The sequence below is a fragment of the Streptomyces nidicola genome (genome assembly GCF_050106155.1).
Lineage (GTDB): Bacteria > Actinomycetota > Actinomycetes > Streptomycetales > Streptomycetaceae > Streptomyces.
Genome location: NZ_JBNBPI010000001.1, coordinates 8,183,806 through 8,207,540, shown reverse-complemented (window position 1 = coordinate 8,207,540; position 23,735 = coordinate 8,183,806). Strand labels below are relative to the sequence as shown.

The window sequence follows — 23,735 nt, the reverse complement described above, 5'->3', positions numbered from 1 at the left end:
AAGCGCATACATTCGCGGACACCCTTCCCCTGCCCAAGGGAGTCCGCGATGTCCCAACGCACCAAGCAACTGCGGCGAGTGGCCCTCTCGGGGCTGCTCGGGACCGCCGTCGAGTTCTACGACTTCCTCGTCTACGGCACCGTCGCCGCCGTCGCCTTCGGTGAGCTGTTCTTCCCCGGCGCCGACCCGGCCGTCGGCACCATCGCCGCGTTCGGCACCTTCGCCGCCGGGTACCTCGCCCGCCCGCTCGGCGGGATCGTCTTCGGGCACTTCGGCGACCGGCTCGGCCGCAAGTCGATGCTGCTGCTCACGATGGGCCTGATGGGCGGCGCCAGCTTCCTCATCGGGCTGCTGCCGACGTACGACACCGTAGGTGTCTGGGCGCCGCTGCTGCTGATCACGCTGCGCGTCGTGCAAGGCATCGCCATCGGCGGTGAGTGGGGCGGCGCCACGCTGATGGTCGTCGAGCACGCGGGGGCGCGACGGCGTGGACTGTGGTCCAGTTTCACGCAGTTGGGGGCGCCACTGGGCTCCCTGCTCTCCGCGGCCGTCGTCGCCGTCGTCGTCTCGCTTCCTAAAGAAGAGTTCATGTCCTGGGGTTGGCGGGTGCCGTTCCTGCTGAGCGTGGTGCTGCTCGGCGTCGGCCTCTTCGTACGGCTGAAGGTCGTCGAGAGCCCGCTGTTCGCCGAGGTGAAGCAGGAGCGCGGCACGGCACGCCTGCCGATCGTCGACGTGCTCCGCCGCCCGCGCCCTGTCCTTCTGGCCTGCTGCGTCGGCATCGGCGCGTTCACCGCGCAGTCCCTGCTGACCAGTTACCTCATCTCGTACGCCACCGACATCGGCTACGCGCGCCCGCAGGCGCTGACCGCGCTCACGGTCTCCTCGTCGGTCGCGCTCGTCGTGCTGCCGTGCGCCTCGGTGCTCTCCGACCGGATCGGCCGCCGCCCGGTCGTCCTCGCCGGCGCCCTGCTCTCCGCCGCGCTCGCCTTCCCCGTCCTCGCGCTGGTCGACTCCGGGTCGCCCGGCCTGCTGATCCTGGCCGTGGTCCTGGGGCACGGGGTCGCCCAGTCCATGATGTACGGCCCGCTGGGCGCCCTGTTCAGCGAGATGTTCGGCACGCGCGTGCGTTACACCGGCGCCTCGCTCGGCTACCAGGGCGCCACCCTGGTCGGCGCCGGCTTCTCCCCCATGATCGCCGGAGCCCTGGTGGCGGGGAGCGGCAACGGCACCCCCATCGCCCTGCTGGTCTGCGGCGGTTCGCTGATCACCGCGCTCTCGCTGTGGTTCGTCCGCGAGACCGGCAAGGACACGCTCACGCACACCACCGAAGCCCCCGCCACCCCCACCAAGGAGGCCACCGCATGAGAACACCCGGTCCCCGGACACGTATCGCCTGCACCGCGGCCGTCGCTATCGCGCTGGCCGCCACCGCGCTGCCGTCCCCGGCCCTCGCGGCATCGCCCGACTCAGGACACGTCGAGGGCAGCCTGCCCTCGGGTGCGACGTACACCATGGACGTGCCCGCGGCCTGGAACGGGACGGTGCTGCTCTTCGGCCACGGCTACAACGACGTCGGCGCGCCCAACCCCGCGGAGAACGCCCCGGACGACGCCACCAAGTCCCTTCTTATGAAGCAGGGTTACGCCCTCATCGGTTCCTCCTACGCCACCACCGGCTGGACGCTGCCGGGCGCGGTCGACGACCAGCTCGCCACCTTGTCGGCCTTCACGAAGCGGTTCGGCGCCGCCGAGCGCACCGTCGCCTGGGGGCGTTCGTACGGCGGGATGGTCACCACCGCGCTCGCCGAGCGGCACCCGGAGCGCATCGACGGCTCGCTCTCCCTGTGCGGCCTGGTCCACGGCGGGATCGCCAACTGGAACAACACGCTGGACCCCGTGTTCGCCCTCAAGACACTCCTCGCGCCGGACTCCGACGTCCCCCTGGTCGACCTGCCGGACCAGGAGACGGCCACGCGCGCGGCGAACACCATGGTCGCCGCGGTCGACAAGGCGCAGACGTCCCCCGAAGGGCGCGCGCGTATCGCGCTCGCAGCCGCCCTGCACAACATCCCCGGCTGGAACCAGGAGGCGCAACCCCGTCCCGCGCCGAGCGACTGGGACGCCCAACAGGCCAACCAGTACGACGCCGTCAAGGGCCTGCTCAAGATCGCCGCCTTCAACCGGCGCCAGGAGTCCGAGACCCGCTCGGGCGGCAACACGTCCTGGAACACCGGCGTCGACTACACGAAGCTGCTCGCCCAGTCCTCCGTGCGCAAGGAGGTCGGCGAGCTGTACCGCAAGGCAGGGCTCTCCCTGCGGGACGATCTCGCCACGCTGGGCCGCGCGCCGCGCATCGGCGCCGACCCGGACGCGGTGTCCTGGATGCGCCGCACCAGCACGTTCTCCGGGAAACTCACGAAGCCGCAGTTCGACGTGCACACCACCGGCGACCCGCTCGTCCCGGTGCAGACCGAAAGCGCGCTGCGCCGCGCCGTCACCGCCGCCGGTGCCTCCTCCCAGCTGCGGCAGGCCTACACCGACAACGCCGGGCACTGCACGTTCAGCGCCGCGGAACAGGTCGCCGCGCTGCACACCCTGGAGGACCGCATCGACACGGGTACGTGGCACGGCACGGACGCGGACTCCCTCAACTCCCGTGCGGCAGAGGCGAATTCAGCGGACCCCGCCCGTTACGTCTCGTACCGTCCGAGCGCCTATATCCGCCCGTACGACCGTGCGCACCCCGCCGATGGTCGGTGAGCCGGGACGGTCGCCCGCCGCGTTGTCGGTGGGCGACCGTAGGCTTACCGGTGTGGAGGACATCGGTATCGACCCGACCCGTGACGCGGCGGACGTCTCGCAGCCGCGCCCGCAGTCGCTCCTGCTCGCCTTCTTCGGCAATCACGTGCTGGAGGAAGGGGACCTGTGCGTGTACTCGGGCAGCATCATCGAGGTGCTCGGCCGGGTCGGCGTCGGTGAGCAGGCCGTGCGGTCGACGCTGACGCGGATGGTCAACCGGGGCCTGTTGCAGCGCCGCCGCGAGGGCCGCCGCATGCACTTCGGCCTGACGGAGCAGGCGAAGCAGGTGCTGTACGACGGCGGCGCCCGCATCTGGAAGCAGGGCGCGGTCGACGACGACTGGGACGGCACCTGGACACTGCTCGCCTTCTCCCTTCCCGACGCCTGGAAGCGTCAGCGCCACGAGCTGCGTTCGCGCCTCGCCTGGTCCGGGTTCGGCGCGCTGTACAGCGGGTTGTGGATCGCGCCGGGGCAGGTCGACGTGTCGGCGGTGGTCGCGGAGCTGGGGCTCGCCAAGCACGTCAAGGTCTTCCACGGGGCGGCGGGGGTGGCCACGGACATCGAGGAGATGATCCGTGACACGTGGGACCTGGAGAGCGTCGCGGCCCGCTACCGGGCCTTCGACAGCCGGTGGAGCGACGCGTCCGCGGCGGGGGCCGACGACCCGCTCGGCACCCGGCTGAGACTGGTCAGCGAATGGCTCGACATCATCCGCGCCGACCCCCGGCTGCCCGCCGGGCACCTCCCGCGCGACTGGCCGGCCCGACCCGCCCAGGAGACGTTCCACCGCATCGCCGAACAAACCGAGGCGCCCGCGCGGGAAATGGCCCGCGAACTGCTCCAGACGACGACGGTGCGATGACAGGATCACTCTGAGGTCATCGACAGGATCACCCTGAGGCCATCCTGAGGAGGTGCCGGTGTTCGGACGGGGCAGGCGGTTCCTCGCGGTGGCCGTGGCCGCGGTCTGCATGGTGCTCATCGGCCCGAGCACGCCCAGCGGCGCGCTCGTCTCCGAGCCGCTCCCGCTGCCCGTCGGCGCCGCGAAGGACATCGTGCCGGGCCGCGTCATGACGTGGAACATCTGCAATCCCTGCGGCAGCGCCCAGAACCTCGGCAGGGCGGCGGACATCGCGACGTACGCGCCGCAGGTCCTCGGCCTTCAGGAGGCGTGCGTGCGGGACGTCGAGGAGATCCGCGCCTACCTGAAGACCTTCTACGGGCTGACGTACCGGGTGGAGTACGGCTCGGTGCTGCGCAACTGGGGCCGCTGCGGGGGACTCCCGTGGCGGGCGGGCGGTTACGGCCAGGCGATCCTCTCCGCGGCGCCGATGACCGACCCCGTCACCGTCGAGTACCCGGACGGCGGTTCCGAGGACCGCGGCTATCTGGCCGTCACCACCTCGGTGGGCGGCCGCCCCGTCCGCGTCTTCAACACCCATCTCGCGCAGCGGCAGCAGGAGTCGTTCCGCGAGAAGCAGGTCGCCTTCTTCGCCAAGGCGGTCGCCCGGCACGAACGCACCGTCGTGCTGGGCGACTTCAACGCCGTGCCGGACGCTCCCGAGCTCGCCCCGATGTGGTCACTGGCCAAGGACGCGGACCCCCGGTGCCGCCCCGCGGCCGGCGCCGACTGCGAAACGACCACGGACTGGTTCAGCAAGTTCGACTACATCTTCCTGCGCGGCTTCACGGCACACGGCCACGCGGTGCACGCCAGCGCGTACTCGGACCACCACCAGTTCCGGGCGGATTTGGAGCCAATGCAGCAGCAGTAGTTGATCTGCCACTGCTAGTGGATCGGTGTCCGCTGGGGCATGGAGGGTCCGTCGTTCTGGGCGCTCAGGAAAGTGAGCGCCGCGGTGACCCGGCGGTCGATCAGAGGCTGGTCGGTGAGTTCGAGCTTGCGGAAGATGACGCTGACGTACTTCTCGACGGCCTTGACCGAGATGAAGAGCGCGGCGGCGATACCCCGGTTGGACAGGCCGTGGGAGATGTGTTCCAGGACGTCGATCTCGCGCAGGGTCAGGTCGTCGATGGCGATGCCGTCCCGGCGCGTCACCAGGGAGTCCACGATGCTCGGGTCCAGGACGGTCTGGCCGGACCGGATGTCCCGCAGCGCGCCGAGCACGGTGTCGATGCCCGGAATCCGGTCGTCCAGGAGGTAGGCGATCCGTGAGGCGCCGCCGCGCAGGAGTTCCAGGGCGAAGCCGTTGCCGCGGTCGGAGATGACGACGATGCCGACCCCCGGATGGTCGGTGCGCAGACGGCGGGCCGCTTCGAGGGTGGCCATCGTGGTGACGACGGGTGTGCGCAGACTGATGATGACCGCGTCCGGTTCATGGTTGTCGACCACGGCCAGCAGGTCGTCGGGGTGGCGGACCCGGCCCACGATCTTGACGTCGGGGGCGTCGGCGAGCAGCGCGGCGAGGCCGTCCCCGATCAGGAAGCTGTCGGTGGCGAGGACGACGGTGAGAGGGGTGGTGTCGGGTGCCATGTCCGCTCTCCTTGCTGGTGGGCAGCAGATCTCGGAGATGGCCGGTTGCGACGGAGGCTTTCCCGAGCCAGGGCAACCGCCGGACACGTCAAAGGTCTCGTGGTTCGACTCTACTCCGCAGGGCCCGCGCCGGGGCCGGTCCCACGGCCCGGCCGGGGCGAACCGGGCGTCCACGGCGGCATGTTGAGGGCCCACCCCCCCATACGGGGGGGGCGGGTATACACCCCGCTGAATCCGCAGGTCTGCCCCATACCGGCCGGTCGCCGGGAAAGGGTTCACTGAAAGGGTTCCTGCCCACAGATCCCGGTCCCGTCCTCCGGCCCGCCCGCGTGGGGCGAACTCCCGCGCTCCCCGGGCGACCTGAGGACCATCCCGGAGAGGACTCGCGCTCGAGGGAGAGCGCGAGTCCTCGCACCGGCGGCCGCCACCCTCGCCGACGAAGGGGTGGCGGCCGCCGTTCACTGCCCTCACCCCTTCTTGCGCAGCACCTCCCCCACGTTCTCCTCACGCCACCGCCGCAGCAGTTCGTGGAAGGCGACCGCGCCGTGCGGGTAGGCGCCCGGGCCGTTGGGGCGGCCGCGGCCCTCGCGGTTGTAGTAGCCGGGGGTGCACTCGGCGTGGAACCACTCGTGGTCGGGGGCGCCCTCGGCGCAGGTCGCGCGCCAGGCGTCGACGGCCTCCGGGGTCGGCTCCAGGACGGCGTCGGCCTTCTCGGCGGCGGCGACGAGGGCCGCGGCGTGCACGGCCTGTTCGTCCAGGATGTGGCTGAAGTTGACGCTGGAGGCGTTCTGCATCGGGCCCAGCTGAATCAGGTTGGGGAAGCCCGCGCTGGTGAAGCCGTGCAGGGTGCGCGGGCCGAACCGGGCGTAGGAGTCCAGGAGTTGGAGTCCGTCGCGGCCCGTGACCGGCAGCTTCCCCGAGGTGACTCCGGAGACACCGACGGAGAACCCGGTCGCGAAGACCAGGCAGTCGATCTCGTACTCCACCCCGCCGACGACGACACCGCGCTCCGTCATGCGCTCGATGCCATGGGTCTGTGCGGTGTCCACGAGCGTGACGTTGTCGCGGTTGAAGGCCGGGAGGTACAGGTCGGAGAACGTGGGCCGCTTGCAGGCGTAGCGGTACCAGGGCTTGAGGGCCTCGACGGTGGCCGGGTCGGTGACCTCGGCGGCGACGCGGTCGCGGATCTGGTTCATCGTGGCGTGGTCGGCGGCCTCGTACGCGGCCTCGAAGTCCGGTTCGCCGTCCCGACGGAAGCTCGGCAGCAGCTTTTCGAGCAGGGCGGCCGACTCGGTCCAGCGGTCGGCGACCAGGTCCCGCTCGGCGTCCTCGCCCGAGACGATCCGCAGGAAGTTCTCGCGCCGCTTGTACGCCCAGCCGGGCCGGTCCGCCCCCACGTCCTGCGGGGTCATGCGGCGCTGTCCGCGCGTGTCGACGGCGGAGGGCGTGCGCTGGAAGACGTACAACTGCCGGGCGTCCTCGGCCAGTTTGGGGATGGCCTGGACGCCGGTGGCTCCCGTGCCCACGACGCCGACGCGCTTGTCGGCGAGGCCCGTCATGCCGCCGTCGGGGCCGCCGCCCGTGTAGCCGTAGTCCCAGCGCGAGGTGTGGAAGGTGTGCCCCTTGAAGTCCTCGATACCGGGGATGCCGGGCAGCTTGGGCTCGGAGAGGGTGCCGGTGGCGGTGACGACGTACGTGGCCCGGAACTCGTCGCCCCTGTCGGTCGCGACCACCCACTGGTGGGCGCTCTCGTCCCAGGTCAGGGCGGTCACCGCGGTCGAGAAGAGGGCGTCCTCGTACAGGCCGAAGCGCTCGGCGATGCGCACCGCGTGGCGCCGGATCTCGTCGCCCGGCGCGTACTTCCACTCGGGTACGTAGCCGGTCTCGTCCAGCATCGGCAGGTAGACGTGCGACTCGATGTCGCAGTGGATGCCGGGGTAGCGGTTCCAGTACCAGGTGCCGCCGAAGTCGCCGCCCTGCTCGATCACCCGCACCTTCGCCAGACCCTGCTTCCGCATCCGCGCGCCCGCCAGGATCCCGCCGAACCCGCCGCCGACGACCGCGACGTCCACCGCGTCGCGCAGCGGCTCGCGCTCGGGGATTTCGCCCACATACGGGTCGGCGGCGAAGTAGCCGAACTCCGCGGTGGTGGACCGGTATTGGGCCGCACCGTCGGGGCGGACGCGACGCTCGCGCTCGACGCGGTAGCGCTCGCGCAGCTCCGCCGTCTCCTGCGGGGTGGGGGGCGTGGCGCACTGCGGCAGGGTCATGCGGCGGCTTCCTCTCGTGGGGGGACATGCGAAGGCGCCCCACGCTGGGGCTCCCGCACGGTCACAGGTACCGTAACCCAACAACCGGACAACACTGTCCGGTAGGGTTCGGTGCACCCCCACCGGCCCCAGGACGCGACACGACTCAACGCGACCCGACTCGACGCGAAAGGCCCGCGATGTCGAACCTCACCCCCACCTCCCCGCTGCGCGACTGGCTCGCGAACCCCGCCGCGGGGCAGATCCTGCGCGGCATGCTGGCCTCCCAGGGGCAGAGCGAGGAGGCGCTCGCGCCCGCCCTCGGACTGCCGCTGGAGCAGCTCGTCAAGATGTCCGGCGGCAAGTTCCCCGCGGAGCTGGTCGGTGTGCTGGTCACCGCCGCCGAGACCGGTGAGATACCCGAGGGCCTGCCCACCGCTCCCCCGGCCGCCGCCACCGCCCCGTCGGAGGACCCGGGCATCGAGATCGGCACCCCCGAGCCGTGGACCGAGCAGATCACCTCCGGCCGCTTCTCCGGGCAGACCGTCGTGGTCACGGGCGCCGCCTCCGGCATCGGCAGGGCCGTCGCCTCGCGCGTCGTACGCGAGGGCGGCCGGGTCGTCGCCGTCGACGTGTCGGGCGACAAACTGGCCGACCTGGCGGCCGAGTTGGGCGATTCGCTCGTGCCGGTCGCCGCGGACATCACCGAGCCCGCGTCCGCCGACACCGTGCTCGCCGCGGCGGGCGGCAGCGTGGACGCGCTCGCGAACGTCGCGGGCGTGATGGACAACGACGCCGCCGTGCACGAGGTCGACGACAAGATCTGGGAGCGCGTCATGCGCATCAACGTCGACGGGCCGATGCTGCTGATGCGCGCGGTGGTGCCCGGAATGCTCGCGGCGGGCGGCGGCCGGATCGTGAACATCGTGTCCGAGGCGGCGCTGCGCGGCTCGGCGGCCGGCGCGGCGTACACGACGTCGAAGCACGCGCTCGTGGGCCTGACGAAGTCCTCGGCGTACCAGTACGCGGGCACGGGCGTGCAGGTCAACGCGGTGGCGCCGGGCGCGGTCGCCACGGGGATCCAGGTTCCGGCCGGTGCGCCCTACGGCTCCGCGCGCACCGCGAAGATGCGGGTGGCGATCCCCGGTCTCGCGATGGCGGAGGAGCTGGCGGCGTCCGTCACGTTCCTGCTCAGCAAGGACGCGGTGAACCTCAACGGGGTCATTCTGCCGTCGGACGGCGGCTGGTCGGTGGCCTGAACCCGACCGCCAACCGACTCACGACGAAGACTGACGACGAAGAGGACAGGACACCCATGACCACGCACCGCGCGCCCCGCACCCTCGTGGGTCTCGCAGCTGTCGGCATCCTCGCCCTGACCGCCTGCGGCACCCAGACCGCCACCGCCAAGAGGTCGGGACCGGCCTCCGCCGGCGAGGGCCGCACCATCCGCGCCACCCAGGTCTCCCACGTCACCGATGTCCACGAAGCCACCGGGATGACGCTCCTCGAAGGCCCGGTCCTCGCCAAGGACGACGAGCTGTACGTCGTGGACGTCACGGCGCCGCCCGGCGACCCCAAGCTGCTCTCCGTCGACCTGAAGACCGGCAAGCACAAGGGTGTCTACACCGACAAGACCGGCGCGTACACCTCCGCGCAGATCAGCCCGCACGACGGCCGCGTGTATCTGACGGAGTACCAGAGCGGCGACATCGTCAGCCTCGCGAAGGACGGCTCCGACCCGCGCACGTTCTTCTCCGGCAAGGTCGACGGCTCCACGATGAACCCCGACGACATCGCCTTCGACGACGACGGCAATCTGTACGTCAGCGATCTGCACGGCATGAAGACGGGCGAGGCCGAGGGCCGCATCGTACGGATCGACCGCGACGGCAAGAAGTCCGCCGTCCTCGCCGACAAGCTGGCCCAGCCCAACGGGGTCATGTTCGACCCCGAGCAGAAGGGGCTGTGGATCAGCGAGTTGGAGAAGGACACCATCTCGTACCTGCTGCTCGACGCCGACAAGACGGCGGTGACCAACCGGCACGAGGCCATTCACGTCGACGGCGGTCTCGCGCAGACCGACTCCATCGCCGTGGACGCCAAGGGCAATCTCTACCAGGCGCTGCACGGCCGGCCCGCCATGGCCGTCTTCAGCAAGTACGGGGAGCGCCTCGGCACGGTGGAGGTGCCGGCGAAGGAGGCCGAGGGGCTCCAGTCGGCGACCAATGTCGCGATCACGCGCGGCGGCACGGACGCCTATATGACGGTCAGCGGCCCGAAGGGTGGCTACGTCTACAAGTTCTCGGCGCTCGCCAAGGGCATCCGCCTGTCCAACGGCGGCTGACGGTCAGTCGTCGCCGAGTTCGACGGCGCGCAGCGGGCCCACCTCGACGCCGAGCAGCCCCCAGGCCGCGAGTGCCAGGCGTTCGCGCTCGGCGAGGGTGGGTCCCGCGACGGCGCCGGAGACCATCGCGATGGCGAGCATCAGCTCGTCGGCGGACAGGCCGCGCCCGGCAGGCCGGCATCCGTCGAGGACGCCGCGCACCCGCGCGGACAGTTCCCGGCCCTGCTCGTCGTCGCCGCGCACCCGCAGCAGATCGACGAAGGCGGTGGAGCGGGTGATGTGCCAGGTGACGACGCCGAGCACGGACTTGAGGTTCGCGTCCGGCTCGGCGGCGGCCGCCTCGATCTGCCGTACGTTCTCGTCGAGCACGGCCGAGGCCAGGGCGACCCGGTCGGCGAAGTGCCGGTACAGACTGCCCTGCCCGACCCCGGCCCTGCGCGCGACGGTGGACAGCGGCGCGTTGAGACCCTGCTCGGCGAAGACCTCGCGGGCGGCGGCGATGAGGGCGGCCCGGTTGCGGGCCGCGACACGGCGTCCCTGGTTCGCCGGGCGGGCCTGTGCGGGGTCGGAGGGGTTCGTCACCTTGGCAGCGTAATGCAGCGCAATACGCTCCTGATCCACATCAACGAGGAGAAAACCCATGTCCAAGCCCGTGGTCGTCGTCATCGGTGTCGGCGGGATGGGGCGGGAGATCGCCCGCCGGCAGGGCTCCGGGGCCCGCCTCGTCCTGGCCGACTTCGACGGCCGGTCGCTCGCGTCGGTCGCCGAGGACCTGACGAACGACGGCTACGACGTCACCCCGCTGCGGGTCGACGTCGCCGAGCGCGCCTCCGTGGCGAAGCTGGCCGCGACCGCCGCGGGACTCGGCCCGGTCACGCAGGTGGCGCACACCGCGGGCCTGTCCCCGGTGCAGGCCCCGACCGCGGCCGTGCTCGCCGTGGACCTGCTGGGGGTGGCCCTGGTCTTGGAGGAGTTCGGCGCGGTGGTCGCCGAGGGCGGCGCGGAGGTCGTGATCGCGTCGATGGCCGGGCACCTGGCGCCACCACTGCCGCCCGAGGTCGAGGCCGCGCTGCGTTCCACTCCGACCGACGAACTCCTCGGCCTGCCGTTCCTGCGGCCGGACGCGCTGACCGACCCCGGCTCCGCCTACGCGTTCGCGAAGCGCGCCAACCACCTGCGCGTACAGGCCGCATCCCGCGCGTGGGGCGCACGCGGGGCCCGCGTCAACACGATCAGCCCCGGCGTGATCTCCACCGCGATGGGCCGCGCGGAGCTGGCCGGCGAGTCCGGCGGCCATATGCGCGCCATGATCGAGAGCTCGGGCACGGGGCGCGCCGGAACCCCGAACGACATCACGGAGGCGGCGGCGTTCCTGCTCTCCCCCGCGGCGTCCTTCGTCACGGGAACCGACCTGCTGGTCGACGGCGGAGCGGTGGCCGCCGCACGCTCGGCGGCGGCGGCGCGGGGCGACTCCACCTCCTGAAGCGGCCGGCGGCCCCGCCTCCTGAAGCCGCCGACGACTCCCCCTCCTGAAGCCGCCGGCAGCTCCGCCTCCCGAAGCGCCGACGCCTGGCCGACGAGGCGCTCTGGACGGGACGACCGCGGAGCGGGACGCTCTGGACGGAACACCGCCCGCCCTCCGAAGGAGCCCCCCACCGTGCCCGACCAGCAGATACTCGTCCTCGACCCCAACAGCTCCGACCACCACGCCGAACATCGGGCGTTACGGGAGCGCGGGCCGGCCACGCTCGTCGACATCCTCGGGGTGACCGCCTGGTCGGTCTCCGATCCCGCGCTCCTCAAGCAGCTGCTCACCAGCCCGCACGTGTCCAAGAACGCCCGCGCCCACTGGCCGGCCTTCGCCGAGACGGTCGCCACCTGGCCGCTGGCGCTGTGGGTGGCCGTCGACAACATGTTCACCGCGTACGGCAGCGACCACCGCCGGCTGCGCCGCATGATCGCGCCAGCCTTCTCGGCCCGTCGCATCACCGCGCTGCAAGCCGACATCGAGGCACTCGTCACCGGCATCCTCGACGGCCTCGACGAACTTCCCGACGGTGAAGTGGTCGACCTGCGCGAGCAGTTGGCGTACCCGCTGCCGATCGCCGTCGTCAGCCGGCTGATGGGTGTGCCTGGCAGCCAGCAGGCCCAGTTCCGCACCATGGTGGACCGGATCTTCGCCACCACCCTCACCGCCGAGGAGGCCGGCAAGAACACGGCCGCCGTCTACCAGCTCCTAGACGAGCTGATCGACTCCAAGCGCACCGACCCGGCCGACGACATGACCTCGCTCCTCATCGCCACCCGCGACGAGGAGGGCGACGGCAGCACCCTGAGCGACGCGGAACTGCGCGACACCCTGCTGCTGATGATCAGCGCGGGCTACGAGACGACCGTCAACCTCATCGACCAGGCGGTCACCTCGCTGCTCGCCGACCCGGCGCAGCTCGCTCACATCCGCACAGGACGCTGCACCTGGCAGGACGTCGTCGAGGAGACGCTGCGGCACGAGCCGGCCGTGAAGCACCTCCCCCTGCGCTACGCGCTCCAGGACATCCCGCTGCCCGACGGGCGGACCATCCGCGCGGGCGAGGCGATCCTCGCGTCCTACGCCGCCGCCAATCGCCACCCGGCCCTGCACGGCGACACCGCCGACGAGTTCGACGCCACCCGTCCCGGCAAGGAACACCTCGCCTTCGGGCACGGCGTCCACTTCTGCCTCGGGGCCCCGCTCGCCCGCCTGGAGGTGACCACCGCGCTGCGGCTGCTCTTCGAGCGCTTCCCGCACATGCAGCTCGCGGTGCCGGTCGAGGAACTCGCCCCGTACCCCACCCTCATCAGCAACGGACACGTGTCGCTGCCCGTGCGCCTGCGGCCGGACGAGGACGCGCGGCGCTGACGGACCGGGTGGGGCCCGCCCGGCGCGCCCCACCCACAGCACCCCTTTTCACCCGATATGTATCGTGTATGACCGCACTGGTCCTCGCACACTTCGTCGTCGCGCTCTGCGCTGCCCCGCTGATCCGCCGGGTGGGGCCACGCGGGTTCGTGGCGCTCGCGCTGCCGCCCGCCGCCGCCCTCGGCTGGGCGCTCTCCCGCTGGGGCGAGGTGAGCGGCGGCGGGGCGAGCGAAGAGGCCTGGTGGTGGATCAGGGACTACGACGTCGAGATCGCGTTCCGGCTCGACGCGCTGTCCCTCGTCATGGTGCTGCTCGCCGCCGGCATCGGGGCGCTCGTGCTGCTGTACTGCGTGCGCTACTTCGACGGCGGCGCCCGGCAGTTGGGCTCGTTCGGCGGCAACCTCCTCGCGTTCGCGGGGGCGATGCTCGGGCTCGTCCTGGCCGACGACCTGATGACCCTTTACCTGTTCTGGGAGCTCACTACCGTCCTGTCCTTCCTGCTCATCGGCTACGACAGCGAGAAGCGCGCCAGCCGCCGCTGCGCGCTGCAGGCCCTGACGGTGACCTCGGTCGGCGGGCTCGCGATGTTCGTCGGTTTCCTGATGCTCGGTCACCTGGCGGGCACGTACCGGATCTCGCGCATCCTGGAGTCGCCGCCCGCCGCGAGCGGCACCCTCTCGGCCGCGCTCGTCCTGATCCTGTGCGGGGCGCTCGCCAAATCGGCGATCTGGCCGCTGAGCATGTGGCTGCCGAACGCGATGGCCGCGCCCACCCCGGTCAGCGCCTATCTGCACGCCGCCGCGATGGTGAAGGCGGGCGTGTACCTGGTGGCGCGGTTCGCTCCCGCCTTCTCCCACGTCGCGCCGTGGCGCCCCGTCCTGCTGACGCTCGGCGCGGCGACGATGCTGCTCGGCGGGTGGCGTGCGCTGCGGCTCAACGACCTCAAGCTCGTGCTCGCCTACGGAACCGTCAGTCAGCTGGGCTTCCTGGTGGTGCTCGCAGGCGCCGGCTCCTACAACGCCGCCCTCGCGGCCATCGCGATGCTCCTCGGCCACGCGCTGTTCAAGGCGCCGCTGTTCCTCGTGACGGGGATCGTCGACCATGCGAGCGGCACCCGCGATCTGCGGAGCCTGTCGGGGGTGGGACGAAGACTTCCATGGGTGTGTACGGTCGCCGTCCTTGCGGGCGCGTCGATGGCGGCGCTGCCGCCGCTGCTCGGGTTCGCGGCGAAGGAGGCGGCGTTCGACGCACTGTTGCACGGCACGGTGGGCGAGCGCTGGGTGCTCGCGTGCGTCGTCGTCGGCTCCGCGCTCACCACCGCGTACACCCTGCGCTTCCTGTGGGGCGCGTTCGCGCGCAAGCCCGGGGTCGCCGACACGCCCGTGCACCGCGTCGGCGCCGCTTTCCTCGCGCCGCCCGCACTCCTCGCCCTCGCCGGCCTGCTGCTCGGCCCGGGGATCGACTGGACGGCACACCTCTTCGAGCAGTACGCGAAGCAGTACCCGGTCCCCGCGCACCCCTACCACCTGGCGCTGTGGCACGGATTCGGCACGGCACTCGGCCTGTCCGTGCTCGCGTGGGCGGGCGGCGCGGCGCTGTTCCTCGCGCGGGAGCCGGTGGTGCGGCTCGGTCGGCGGTTCGCCTGGCCGAAGGCGGACGAGGTGTTCGGCCGGACCGTGCTCGGCCTCGAACGGTCCTCGCTCCAGATCACGGGCGCGGTGCAGAAGGGCTCGCTGCCCTCGTACGTGGCGACGGTCCTGGGCGTCATGTTCCTCGGGCTGGTCGCGGTCCTCGCCACCGACCGGCCCTGGGGCGCCACCCCCGCGCCCCGCCTGTGGGACCACCCGATGCAGGCGGGCGTCGGCGCGCTGACGTGTGCGTGCGCGCTGATGTGCCTGGTGGTGCAGCGGCGCATGAAGGCGGCGGTGCTCGCGGGCCTGACCGGGTACGGCACGGCGCTCCTGTACGTCGTGCAGGGCGCGCCCGACCTGGCGCTCACCCAGTTCGGCGTGGAGACGGTGTCGACCGTGGTGCTCGTCCTCGTCCTGCGGCGCCTCCCGGTGTTCTTCGGCGACACGCAGCGGACCTGGCGCTGGGGTGTGAGCATGCTGCTCGCGCTCGGCAGCAGCGTGGCGGTGGCGTGTGCGGTGTGGCTGGCGACGGGCGCGCGCACGGCGGAACCGGCGGGCGCCGCGCAGGTCGAGGAGACCGCGCACCACGGCCTCAAGGACGTCGTCGCGACGATCCTCGTGGACTTCCGGGCCTGGGACACCATGGGCGAGTCGGCCGTCCTCGCCGTCGCCGTCCTCGGTGTGACGAGCCTGCTGTACGTGCACCGCCGACAGGGCCGGGCGACCGCGCCCGCGCCCCGGCTTCCGGGCGGGGTGACCGCGTGGTCGCTGGCGAACTCCCGGCTCAAGGTGCCGGCCAAGTACCAGCAGGGCGCGCCCGAACGCAGCTGGCTGGTGGCCGGTGACACGCTCGCGCCCGAGCACCGCTCGGTCGTCTTCGAGGTGGTCGCCCGGCTCGTCTTCCATCCGATCCTGATGCTGTCGGTGTACCTGCTGCTGTGCGCGGAGAACCTGCCGGGAGGCGGTTTCGTCGGCGGTCTCGTCGCCGGGGTGGCCCTGACGATCCGTTACCTGGCGGGCGGGCGGCACGAGTTGGCGGTGGCGGCGCCCGTGCACCCGGGCTTCTTCACCGGACTCGGCCTGACCCTGTCGACGTCGGTCGCGCTCGTCGGGCTCGCCGACGGCACCGTGCTGCACGGCTGGACCTGGCACGGTCACCTGCCGCTGATCGGCGACTGGCACGCGAGCACCGCCGTCATCTTCGACCTCGGGGTGTACCTACTGGTCCTCGGGGTTGTCCTGGACGTCGTACGGGCGCTCGGCTCGAAGATCGACCAGCAGACCGAGTACAGGGCGAGTCTCGCGCTCGCCGGGGAGGCCCAGAACCCGTGACCGTCAGTCTCACCCTGCTGGCCTGCGCGGTCGTGCTGACCAGCGCAGGCGGGATCCTCATCCACACGCGCAGCCTCACCCGGGTGCTCGTCGGCATCATCGTGTGCGGCAACGGCGTGAATCTCTTCGTCCTCGCCTCGACGGGGGCTGCGGGCTTCCCACCGCTGCTCTATCCGGGCGTCGAGGCGGCCAAGGTGACCGATCCGCTGCCGCAGGCCATCATCCTCACCGCCGTCGTGATCACGCTCGCCACCACGGCGTTCGTGCTCGCGATGGCGTACCGCAGCAGCCAGTTGACCGGTTCGGACTTCGTGCCGGACGACGTCGCGGACCGGCGGGTGGTGCTGCGCGCGGAGATCTCCGCCGAGCGGGCCGAACTGCGTGAGCTGCACCGCGAGGACGGGCCGAGCGCCTGGCGCGAGGAGCGGCGCGACCAGCGCCGCCGGCTGCGCGCGGAGCGCGCCTACCAGGCCCGCGCCCGGGACGCGGACGGCGACCTGTGGGACGACGTCCTCGGCGCGGACCCGCCCGAGTCCTCCGCCGCCGACCCGGCCGAGCCCCCCGAGACCCGCCCGGAGGAGACCCGGTGAACTCCCTCGTCCCGCTGCCCGTCGTGCTGCCCCTCGTGGTGTGCGGACTGACCTTGTTCATCGGGCCGCGGCTGCGCTGGCTGCACCGGCTGATCACCGTCGGAGTGCTCGCGGCGGTCGTCGCGGTCGATGTCATCCTGCTCGTGGAGGCCGACCGCACGGGCCCGCTCGTGGTGCACCTCGGCGACTTCGGGCCGCCGCTCGGCGTGACGCTGGTCGCCGACCGGCTCGCCGCGCTGATGCTCCTGGTGTCCGGCGCCGTCACCTTCATCGTCCTGGTCTACGCGATGAGCCAGGGCATGGCCGACCGCGAGGAGCGGGCGCCGATCGCGGTCTTCCACCCGGCCTATCTGGTGCTGGTCGCCGGGGTGTCACTGACCTTCCTCGCGGGCGATCTCGTGAACCTCTACGTCGGCTTCGAGATCATGCTGATGGCCAGCTTCGTGCTGCTCACGGTGGGTGCCACGGAGCCACGGGTGCGGGCCGGATCGACGTATGTCGTCGTCTCCCTCGTCTCGTCCCTGGTGTTCCTGTGCGGGATCGCCGTGACCTACGCGGCGGCGGGCACCGTGAACTTCGCGCAGCTCGCCCAGCGCATGCCCGAACTCCCGCTGGGCGTGAGCACATTGGCGGAGGTGCTGCTGCTCACGGTGTTCGGGGTGAAGGCGGCGGCGTTCCCCGTCGCGGCCTGGCTGCCCGACTCCTACCCGACGGCGCCCGCGCCGGTGACGGCCGTGTTCGCCGGGCTGCTCACCAAGGTCGGCGTGTACTCGATGATCCGCGCCGACACCCTCTTCTTCCCCGGCAACCGGCTCTCCGGTGTGCTGATGGCGGTGGCGTTCGCCTCGATGATCATCGGCATCCTCGGCGCCGTGGCGCAGACCGACCTCAAGCGCCTGCTGTCCTTCACCCTCGTCAGCCACATCGGCTTCATGCTGTACGGGCTCGCGCTCGGCACCCGGGGCGGCATCGGCGGCGCCATCGTCTACACGGCCCACCACATCACCGTACAGACGACGCTGTTCCTGGCCGCGGGCCTGCTCGAAAAGCGGTACGGGACAACGGAGTTGACGCGGCTCGGCGGCACGCTGCGCTCGGCCCCGCTGCTCGCCGCGCTCTGGTTCGTGCCCGCCATGAACCTCGCCGGGATCCCACCCCTGTCCGGGTTCCTCGGCAAGCTGGGTCTGATGCGGGCGGGCGCGGCTGCCGGTGGCGCGTGGTCGTACACGCTGCTCGCCGCCGCGGCCGTGACCAGCCTGCTGACCCTGTACGTGATGGCGAAGGTGTGGAACCTGGTGTTCTGGCGGGCCGCCCCCGCCCAACCGCCTTCCGAGGACGACGTGTTGGAGGAGAGCGACGATTCCGACTCCGAGCCGGAGGAAAGCAGCGGCGGCGGCATCTCGGCGGCGACCTCCGTGTGCGTACGCACCACCATGCGCGTGCCCCGCGTCATGACCGCGGCGACGGCCGCCGCGGTCGCCCTCGGCCTCTCCTACACGCTGCTCGCCACCCCGCTGATCGGCCTCGCCGACCGCTCGGCCGCCGAACTCCTCTCCCGGACGCCCTACGTGGAGGCGGTGCTCAACCAGTGAACTCCTCAAACCCCAGGGGCCGTTGGCGCCGCATCGACCTGCCGCTGATCGCCTGGCTCACGGTGATCTGGACGCTGCTGTGGACCGGCCTGAGCTGGGGCAACGTCATCAGCGGCGTGGTCGTCGCGATCCTGCTGTGCCTGGTCTTCCCGCTGCCCGCCGTCGAACTCGACCTGCGCCTGCGCCCGATCGGCATCGTCCGGCTCGCCGGGTACCTCCTGTACGACATGACGTCGTCCACGGTCACCGTGACCTGGCAGACGCTGCGCGGCAGGCCGGGGCCCGCGGCCGTGATCGCGGTGCCGCTGCGCTGCCGCACCGACCTGATGATCGCGGCGACCGCCGTCGCCGTGTCCAGCGTCCCGGGCGGCGCGCTCGTCGAGGTCAACGGGTCCACGGCCACCCTGTTCCTGCACGTCGTGCACGCCGACGACCCGCGGGCGGTGGACCGGGCCCGCGACGACGTGCGACGCCTGGAGACCCTCGTCGTACGGGCCTTCGGCACGCGCGAGGAGATCGGCCGGCTCAAGAATTCCACGCCGCCGGACGCACCCGACGCTCCTGAGGCATCGGACGCACCTGATGCACCCGACGCTCCCGACGCTCCCGACGCTCCCGACGGAAGGACGCCCGACGCATGAAGCTGGCCAACGACATCCTGCTCAACGGCGCGCTGGTGCTGATCGTCCTGGCCGGCGCGCTGCTCCTGGTGCGGATCTGGCGCGGCCCCTCGATGCTGGACCGGGCCGTGTCCGTCGACATCGCGGCGGTGCTCATCATCGCCGGGATCGGCGTCAACGCCGCGATCACGCGCACCAGTTACTACCTGTCGATCATGCTGGTGACCGCCTTCCTCGGGTTCACCAGTTCGGTGGCCATCGCCCGCTTCATCGCGGCGCGCGACCGGCCGGGGGTGCGCACGCGGCCCGGCGCCGTCTCCCTCAAGAAGGCCCAAGGACCCAAGGAGCGCCCGTGAACTGGCACGACGTCACCGATCTCGCCGGCTCCGTCCTGCTGTTCGCCGGGGCGGCGGTCTGTCTGACCGGCGTCATCGGCATGCTCCGGCTGCCGGACGTGCTGACCCGCAGCCACGCCGCGACCAATCCGCAGACGCTCGGCATGCTGCTGCTCGTGGCGGGCGTCGCGCTGCGCCTGCGCTCGGGCGTCGACCTGGGCACGCTCGCGCTCGTCGCCTTCTTCCAGCTCCTGACCAGCGCGGTCGCGGCCCATCTGGTGGCACGGGCCGCGTACCGCACGGGTCAGGTCGGCGAAGTCGCGCTGCTCCGCGACGAGTTGGCCTCGGCACGGGACCGGCCCTCGTCCTGACCGCGCGACCGGTCCTGGTCCTGACCCGGGTGGCTGCCCGGTGTGTGCCCGAACGCGCGCCGGAACACGTCGATGAACGCGCTCGGCGACGACCAGCCGCACAGGTTTGCCACGGTCGTCACCGGTGTGTGGTCGGCGAGCAGGATCAGCGCGTGGTGCAGGCGCAGTTGGGTGCGCCACTGCGGGAACGTCATGCCGAGGTCGCCACGGAACAGCCGGGACAGCGTACGGTCGCTCGCCCCGACCTCCCGGCCCAGTTCGGCCAGGGTACGGCGGTCGGCCGGATCGGCGTGCAGCAGGTCGCACACGGCGCTCAGCAGGGGCGTCGTCGGCGTCGGCAGGTGCAGCGGCTGTTGCGGTGACAGCTTCAGCTGGTCGAGCAACACCGCCCGCAGGCGCGCCCGTTCGGGGCTGCCGACGTCCGTGGTGTCCGGGGACCCGGTGCGCGCGTACTCGATGATCAGCTCGCGCAGCAGCGGGCCGACGGCGAGCACGGCGGGGGTGTCGAGGCCGAGCGGGTTCTCGCTCGCGGGCAGCCCCACGAAGTGCAGTTCGACGTCGCCGTGGGCCTGGTGGGCGTGCACGGTGTCGGCGGGCACCCACAGCGCGCGGGTGCCCGGTGCGACCCAGGACCCGGCGTCGGTGGTGACGGCGACGACGCCCCGGCCCGCGTAGGCGATCTGGTGGTCGTCGTGCCGGTGGGCGTCGATCTCGGCGCCGTGCGCCAGGTACCTGGTGTGCGTGGGGGCCACCGGGGTGTGCCGGACGGTGCGCCGTGGGGTGTGGCGTGAAGTGTCTCGCGCGGCGTGGCGGTTCTTCGACATTGTCTGGCAGGTTATCGGAAGCGGGACAGCGGGCCCGCTCGCGACGATGACCGGGTGCGAAAGAACACCTCCATCCCCCTGCTCTCCGTCGGGCACGCGTGCGTGGACGTCTACCAGGGCGCCGTCGCCTCGCTCGTCCCGTACTTCGTCGCCGAACGCGCGTACAGCTACGCGGCCGTGTCCGGCATCGTGCTCGCGGCCTCACTCCTTTCGTCGGTGGCGCAGCCGGTCTTCGGCCTGCTCACCGACCGCCGGGCGATGCCGTGGCTGCTGCCGCTCAGCACGCTGCTCGCGGGCGTGGGCATCGCGCTGAGCGGGGTGAGCGATTCGTACGCGGTGACCCTCGCCGTCGTCGCGGTGTCCGGGATCGGGGTGGCCGCCTACCACCCGGAGTCGGCGCGGGTGGCCCGGCTCGCGAGCCGCGGCAGCCACAGCGCGATGGCCTGGTTCTCGCTCGGCGGCAACGTCGGTTTCGCGCTGGCCCCGCTCCTGGTCGCCGCCGCGGTGGCCACGGGCGGGCTGCGGTTCACTCCCCTGCTTGCGCTGCCCGCGGCGGCCGGTGCCGCGATCTGCCTGCCGGTGCTGCGCGCGCTGGGACGGCGCGAGAACACGTCGTCCGCCACCGCGTCGACGCCCGCCAGGGACGACGTTCCGGCGTTCGTCCGGCTGTCGTTCGCGGTGGTGTGCCGCTCCATCGTGTTCACCGGCCTGAGCACCTTCGTCTCCCTGTACGCGACCCAGCGCATGGGCGGCAGCAAGGCGGCGGGCACCGCGGCCCTGTTCGTGCTCTACGTGGGCGGCGCGGTCGGCAGCGTCCTGGGCGGGGCACTGGCGGGCCGCTGGGACCGGGTCACCGTCTCGCGCTGGTCGTACTTGCTGACGGCGGCATCGGTGGCGGGCGTGGTGTGGGTGCCCGGCCCGGCGCTCTACGGCTTCCTCGCGCTGACCTCGGCCGGCCTGTACGTCCCGTTCTCACTCCAAGTCACGCTCGGACAGGACTACTTGCCCTCGCGCGTCGGCACGGCGAGCGGCATCACGCTCGGCCTCACGGTGAGCATCGGCGGCCTGGCGAGCCCCCTCATCGGCACCGTCGCCGACCACACCTCTCTGCGCACCGCCCTGTCCCCGCTCATCCTCATGCCCCTGCTGAGCTGGCTGCTGTTCCGAACGCTGCCGGAGCCGGCGGGTACGGGGGCGGGGACGGTGGCGCGCGGCGAGGCCGAGCCGGACGCCGCGGAGCGCGCCGCCCGGCGTTGAGACCTGCGCTGACGCCCAGTTGGTAGGTGCCGCCGCTATCCGACCCCGCTCAGCCGGACGCCCGTCGCCTGCGCGTCGACCACCGCGTCGCGTCCCGGCTCCGAGGCCGGTGCCACCTCGCGGACCGTCACCGCCAGGGCGTTGGCCGCGGTGAAGTAGGGGCCGATCCGCACCTGTTGGCCCCCGGCGCCCTCATGGAAGGCCGGGGGCACCGGGTCGGTCCCCTTGCGCTCGGCCACGTCCCCGCCGATGCGGCCGACGGGGATCCGGGCGCCGCGATCGACCAGGTGCAGGTCCCACAGCTCGCGGTCCTCGCCGGCGGCCCGGCACCGCTCGGCGAAGTCGGCGTACGGCACCGAGAACCACACGTGGTCGCCGGTGACCACGACCTCCGCCGACTCGAAGGCGGTGTCCTCGCCGCGCCGCGCTGCCACCACGACGGTGTCGTCACCCAGCGGCCGTCCGACGATCCGGCCCTCCACGATGAGGGCGGACCCTCCCGTGTCCACGGCGCCGATCTCGAGGTGTGCGGGGCGGGACCAGGCCCGTACGGCAAGGTGTCCCGTGCCCGTGGTGCGGGGGATGCGGGAGGTCACCTGGTCCCCGACCAACTCCGGTGTGCGGCCCACCAGTTCCGCGGTCTCCACCGTCAGGGAGTGGACCCGGCGACGTACGCCGTCGTCGGTGCGCTCCACATGGACGGCCCACTCCCCCTCGTCCAGCGCGTGCTCCCGGCCGATGCGGGCGCGCAGGGATTCCGGTTCCGGGCGGAGCGGAAGGCGCAGCGTGTCATCGCCCCGCCGCAGGAGCAGTGCGGCGTGTGGTGTGTGTACGCCGGTGATGTCCACGACGATGTCACCGTCGGTCGTGGCCCTGGTACGGGCCACGGGGTGAAAGCCGGGGGTGCGGGTGAGGCGCTTGGCGCGCCCGGGCATCAGGGCGCGGACGGCGGGTGCGAGGACCGGGCTGCGCAGGGCCGCGCGCAGGACAGGACGTGCGACGGTGCCGACGCGCTCGCGCACCACGCCGCGTACGGGTTGACGCACGCGGCCCGGTGTCGTCGCCGGATCGAGGCCTCGGGGGCCGCCCAGCTCCGCCACCAGGCCGAGGAACCGTTCGGCCGCCGTCCGCGGCGTGAAGGTCAGCGCCTTCGCCCGCGCCGCCTCCGCCATCGCGTGGCGCCGCTCGTCGTCCGCGATCAGGTCGAGCAGCGCGGCGGCGAGCGCCTTCTGGTCGCCGGGCTGCACCAGGTATCCGTCGCATCCGTCGTCGATGATCTCGCCGGGCCCGTACGGGCAGTCGGTGGCGACCACGGGCAGGCCCGCGTGCATGGCCTCGACGAGGGTCATGCCGAAGGATTCGGCGTTCGACGAGACCGCCGCGATGGATCCCTTCGACCACTCCGGCTCGATGGGGGCGACGGCACCCATGAGCCGCACGTGATGGTGCAGCCCCGCCGCCATGACCTGCTCGCGCAGCCGCCCCGCGAGGCGGCCCCGGCCGTAGAGGCGCAGCGACCAGTCGGGGCGCTCGGCCACGACGTGCCCGAAGGCCTCGACGAGCAGGGAGTAGTTCTTCACGGGAATGAGGCGGCCGGCCGCCACGACCACTTTGTTGCGTCCGGTCGACGGGGCGACGTCCGGGACGGGGACGCCGTTGGGGATGCAGCGGATCTCGGTGTCGACCCCGGGCAGGGCTTCACGGTAGCTCTCGGCGTCGGCGTAGGAGACGGTGATGAAGGCGTCGAGGCCGGCGATCGCCTCGTCCTGCGCCGACTGGATGGCCGGCTTCTGCATACTGCGCGTCAGGTGTTCCTGCCCGATGCGCAGTGCGTGGCGGGGGCCGTACTCGGCGAGCAGCACATTGATGCCCGGCCGTGTCCCCACGATCACGTCGGCGTCGGTGCTGTTCAGCCACTCGACGATGCGTCTGTCGGTGAGGGTGCTGGAGTGGGCGTAGGGGCCGTCGGCGCGGAGATAGAGCCGCGAGGGAGAGGCCTCTGGATCGTGTTCCGGATCGAAGGCCGCGGAGCCGCGCCGCGCCTCGACGAGCGGGAGGATCCTGACTCCGGGTGCCGGCTTCAGCGCGGGGTGTTCCCTGCTTCGCACGACCGATGCGATCTCTACTTCGTGGCCCGCCTCGGCGAGCGCGCCCGCGAGATTCATCGTGGAGCGTATGGTGCCGCCGATGCCGTAGGCATTGAAGATCAGAAAGCTGACTTTCATCCGTGGGACGCCCGTTCTGTGGTGCTGGGACTGACGCGTGGGTTGACGTCTCCCGTCACATTAAATGCCCGGATCCCGACATATGCGACTTTGGGCGTTGTGTCGCATGCCAAGTTTTGGCCGATAACGGGCAGTTGGGCGTCCGGTCGGTTACGGGCGGGGGTGTCTCCC

Annotated in this window: 20 protein-coding genes; 15 read left to right on the top strand and 5 right to left on the bottom strand. The window is 72.0% G+C overall.

Annotation, left to right across the window (positions count from 1 at the left end):
* Window positions 1-48: 48 nt before the first annotated feature.
* The 4 genes from ACOKM3_RS37090 to ACOKM3_RS37075 are packed head-to-tail and all read left to right on the top strand — an operon-like array spanning window position 49 to window position 4,573.
* Window positions 49-1,365 carry an MFS transporter gene (locus ACOKM3_RS37090; RefSeq protein ID WP_426905650.1) on the top strand — a complete coding sequence of 439 codons (1,317 nt, stop codon included), beginning with the start codon at window positions 49-51 and terminating at the stop codon, window positions 1,363-1,365.
* Entirely contained in the window at window positions 1,362-2,759 is a 1,398-nt protein-coding gene (locus tag ACOKM3_RS37085; protein ID WP_426905649.1) for an alpha/beta fold hydrolase, read from the top strand. The genes ACOKM3_RS37090 and ACOKM3_RS37085 overlap by 4 nt, the downstream gene beginning before the upstream one ends.
* 52 nt (window positions 2,760-2,811) lie before the next feature.
* Entirely contained in the window at window positions 2,812-3,660 is an 849-nt protein-coding gene (locus tag ACOKM3_RS37080; RefSeq protein ID WP_426905648.1) for a PaaX family transcriptional regulator, read from the top strand.
* Between the two features lie 58 nt (window positions 3,661-3,718).
* On the top strand, window positions 3,719-4,573 hold the full coding sequence (locus ACOKM3_RS37075; protein WP_426905647.1) for an endonuclease/exonuclease/phosphatase family protein: 855 nt from the start codon (window positions 3,719-3,721) through the stop codon (window positions 4,571-4,573).
* A 14-nt stretch (window positions 4,574-4,587) separates the two neighbouring features.
* Here ACOKM3_RS37075 and ACOKM3_RS37070 read toward each other — a convergent pair whose 3' ends face one another.
* Both ACOKM3_RS37070 and ACOKM3_RS37065 read right to left on the bottom strand, forming a co-directional pair.
* Window positions 4,588-5,292 (bottom strand): LuxR C-terminal-related transcriptional regulator, encoded by a 705-nt coding sequence (locus ACOKM3_RS37070; protein WP_426905646.1) that lies wholly within the window; start codon window positions 5,290-5,292, stop codon window positions 4,588-4,590.
* A 467-nt stretch (window positions 5,293-5,759) separates the two neighbouring features.
* On the bottom strand, window positions 5,760-7,562 hold the full coding sequence (locus tag ACOKM3_RS37065; protein ID WP_426905645.1) for a flavin-containing monooxygenase: 1,803 nt from the start codon (window positions 7,560-7,562) through the stop codon (window positions 5,760-5,762).
* Between the two features lie 179 nt (window positions 7,563-7,741).
* Here ACOKM3_RS37065 and ACOKM3_RS37060 point away from each other — a divergent pair, with 179 nt between their 5' ends.
* Together ACOKM3_RS37060 and ACOKM3_RS37055 are read left to right on the top strand one after the other, a co-directional pair.
* A complete protein-coding gene (locus ACOKM3_RS37060; protein WP_426905644.1) occupies window positions 7,742-8,800 on the top strand; it encodes an SDR family NAD(P)-dependent oxidoreductase in 1,059 nt (352 codons plus the stop codon).
* A gap of 56 nt (window positions 8,801-8,856) precedes the next feature.
* A complete protein-coding gene (locus tag ACOKM3_RS37055) occupies window positions 8,857-9,888 on the top strand; it encodes an SMP-30/gluconolactonase/LRE family protein (protein ID WP_426905643.1) in 1,032 nt (343 codons plus the stop codon).
* Between the two features lie 3 nt (window positions 9,889-9,891).
* Here the strand turns inward: ACOKM3_RS37055 and ACOKM3_RS37050 are convergent, their stop codons facing one another.
* Entirely contained in the window at window positions 9,892-10,470 is a 579-nt protein-coding gene (locus tag ACOKM3_RS37050) for a TetR/AcrR family transcriptional regulator (protein WP_426905642.1), read from the bottom strand.
* A gap of 58 nt (window positions 10,471-10,528) precedes the next feature.
* On the opposite strand from ACOKM3_RS37050, the gene ACOKM3_RS37045 reads away from it, so the two are divergent.
* From ACOKM3_RS37045 to mnhG, 8 genes are all read left to right on the top strand, one after another.
* Complete coding sequence (locus tag ACOKM3_RS37045; RefSeq protein ID WP_426905641.1) at window positions 10,529-11,371, top strand: SDR family oxidoreductase; 843 nt, start codon at window positions 10,529-10,531, stop codon at window positions 11,369-11,371.
* Window positions 11,372-11,545: 174 nt separating this feature from the next.
* Complete coding sequence (locus ACOKM3_RS37040; protein ID WP_426905640.1) at window positions 11,546-12,787, top strand: cytochrome P450 family protein; 1,242 nt, start codon at window positions 11,546-11,548, stop codon at window positions 12,785-12,787.
* A 68-nt stretch (window positions 12,788-12,855) separates the two neighbouring features.
* Entirely contained in the window at window positions 12,856-15,750 is a 2,895-nt protein-coding gene (locus ACOKM3_RS37035; protein WP_426905639.1) for a Na+/H+ antiporter subunit A, read from the top strand.
* Window positions 15,747-16,340, top strand: coding sequence for a Na(+)/H(+) antiporter subunit C (locus ACOKM3_RS37030; RefSeq protein ID WP_426905638.1), 594 nt, complete (start codon window positions 15,747-15,749; stop codon window positions 16,338-16,340). The genes ACOKM3_RS37035 and ACOKM3_RS37030 overlap by 4 nt, the downstream gene beginning before the upstream one ends.
* A complete protein-coding gene (locus tag ACOKM3_RS37025; protein WP_426905637.1) occupies window positions 16,337-17,932 on the top strand; it encodes a Na+/H+ antiporter subunit D in 1,596 nt (531 codons plus the stop codon). The genes ACOKM3_RS37030 and ACOKM3_RS37025 overlap by 4 nt, the downstream gene beginning before the upstream one ends.
* The gene (locus ACOKM3_RS37020; RefSeq protein ID WP_426905636.1) at window positions 17,929-18,573 is read left to right on the top strand and encodes a Na+/H+ antiporter subunit E; all 645 of its coding nucleotides are present in this window, start codon (window positions 17,929-17,931) and stop codon (window positions 18,571-18,573) included. Before ACOKM3_RS37025 ends, ACOKM3_RS37020 begins: the two co-directional genes overlap by 4 nt.
* Window positions 18,570-18,908, top strand: coding sequence for a monovalent cation/H+ antiporter complex subunit F (locus tag ACOKM3_RS37015; protein WP_426905635.1), 339 nt, complete (start codon window positions 18,570-18,572; stop codon window positions 18,906-18,908). Before ACOKM3_RS37020 ends, ACOKM3_RS37015 begins: the two co-directional genes overlap by 4 nt.
* Entirely contained in the window at window positions 18,905-19,258 is a 354-nt protein-coding gene (gene mnhG, locus ACOKM3_RS37010; RefSeq protein WP_426905634.1) for a monovalent cation/H(+) antiporter subunit G, read from the top strand. Before ACOKM3_RS37015 ends, mnhG begins: the two co-directional genes overlap by 4 nt.
* Here mnhG and ACOKM3_RS37005 read toward each other — a convergent pair.
* Window positions 19,192-20,082 carry an AraC family transcriptional regulator gene (locus ACOKM3_RS37005; RefSeq protein WP_426905633.1) on the bottom strand — a complete coding sequence of 297 codons (891 nt, stop codon included), beginning with the start codon at window positions 20,080-20,082 and terminating at the stop codon, window positions 19,192-19,194. The genes mnhG and ACOKM3_RS37005 overlap by 67 nt on opposite strands.
* A gap of 54 nt (window positions 20,083-20,136) precedes the next feature.
* On the opposite strand from ACOKM3_RS37005, the gene ACOKM3_RS37000 reads away from it, so the two are divergent.
* On the top strand, window positions 20,137-21,339 hold the full coding sequence (locus ACOKM3_RS37000; RefSeq protein WP_426905632.1) for an MFS transporter: 1,203 nt from the start codon (window positions 20,137-20,139) through the stop codon (window positions 21,337-21,339).
* A gap of 35 nt (window positions 21,340-21,374) precedes the next feature.
* Here ACOKM3_RS37000 and ACOKM3_RS36995 read toward each other — a convergent pair whose 3' ends face one another.
* On the bottom strand, window positions 21,375-23,564 hold the full coding sequence (locus tag ACOKM3_RS36995; protein ID WP_426905631.1) for a glycosyltransferase: 2,190 nt from the start codon (window positions 23,562-23,564) through the stop codon (window positions 21,375-21,377).
* Between the last annotated feature and the right edge of the window lie 171 nt (window positions 23,565-23,735).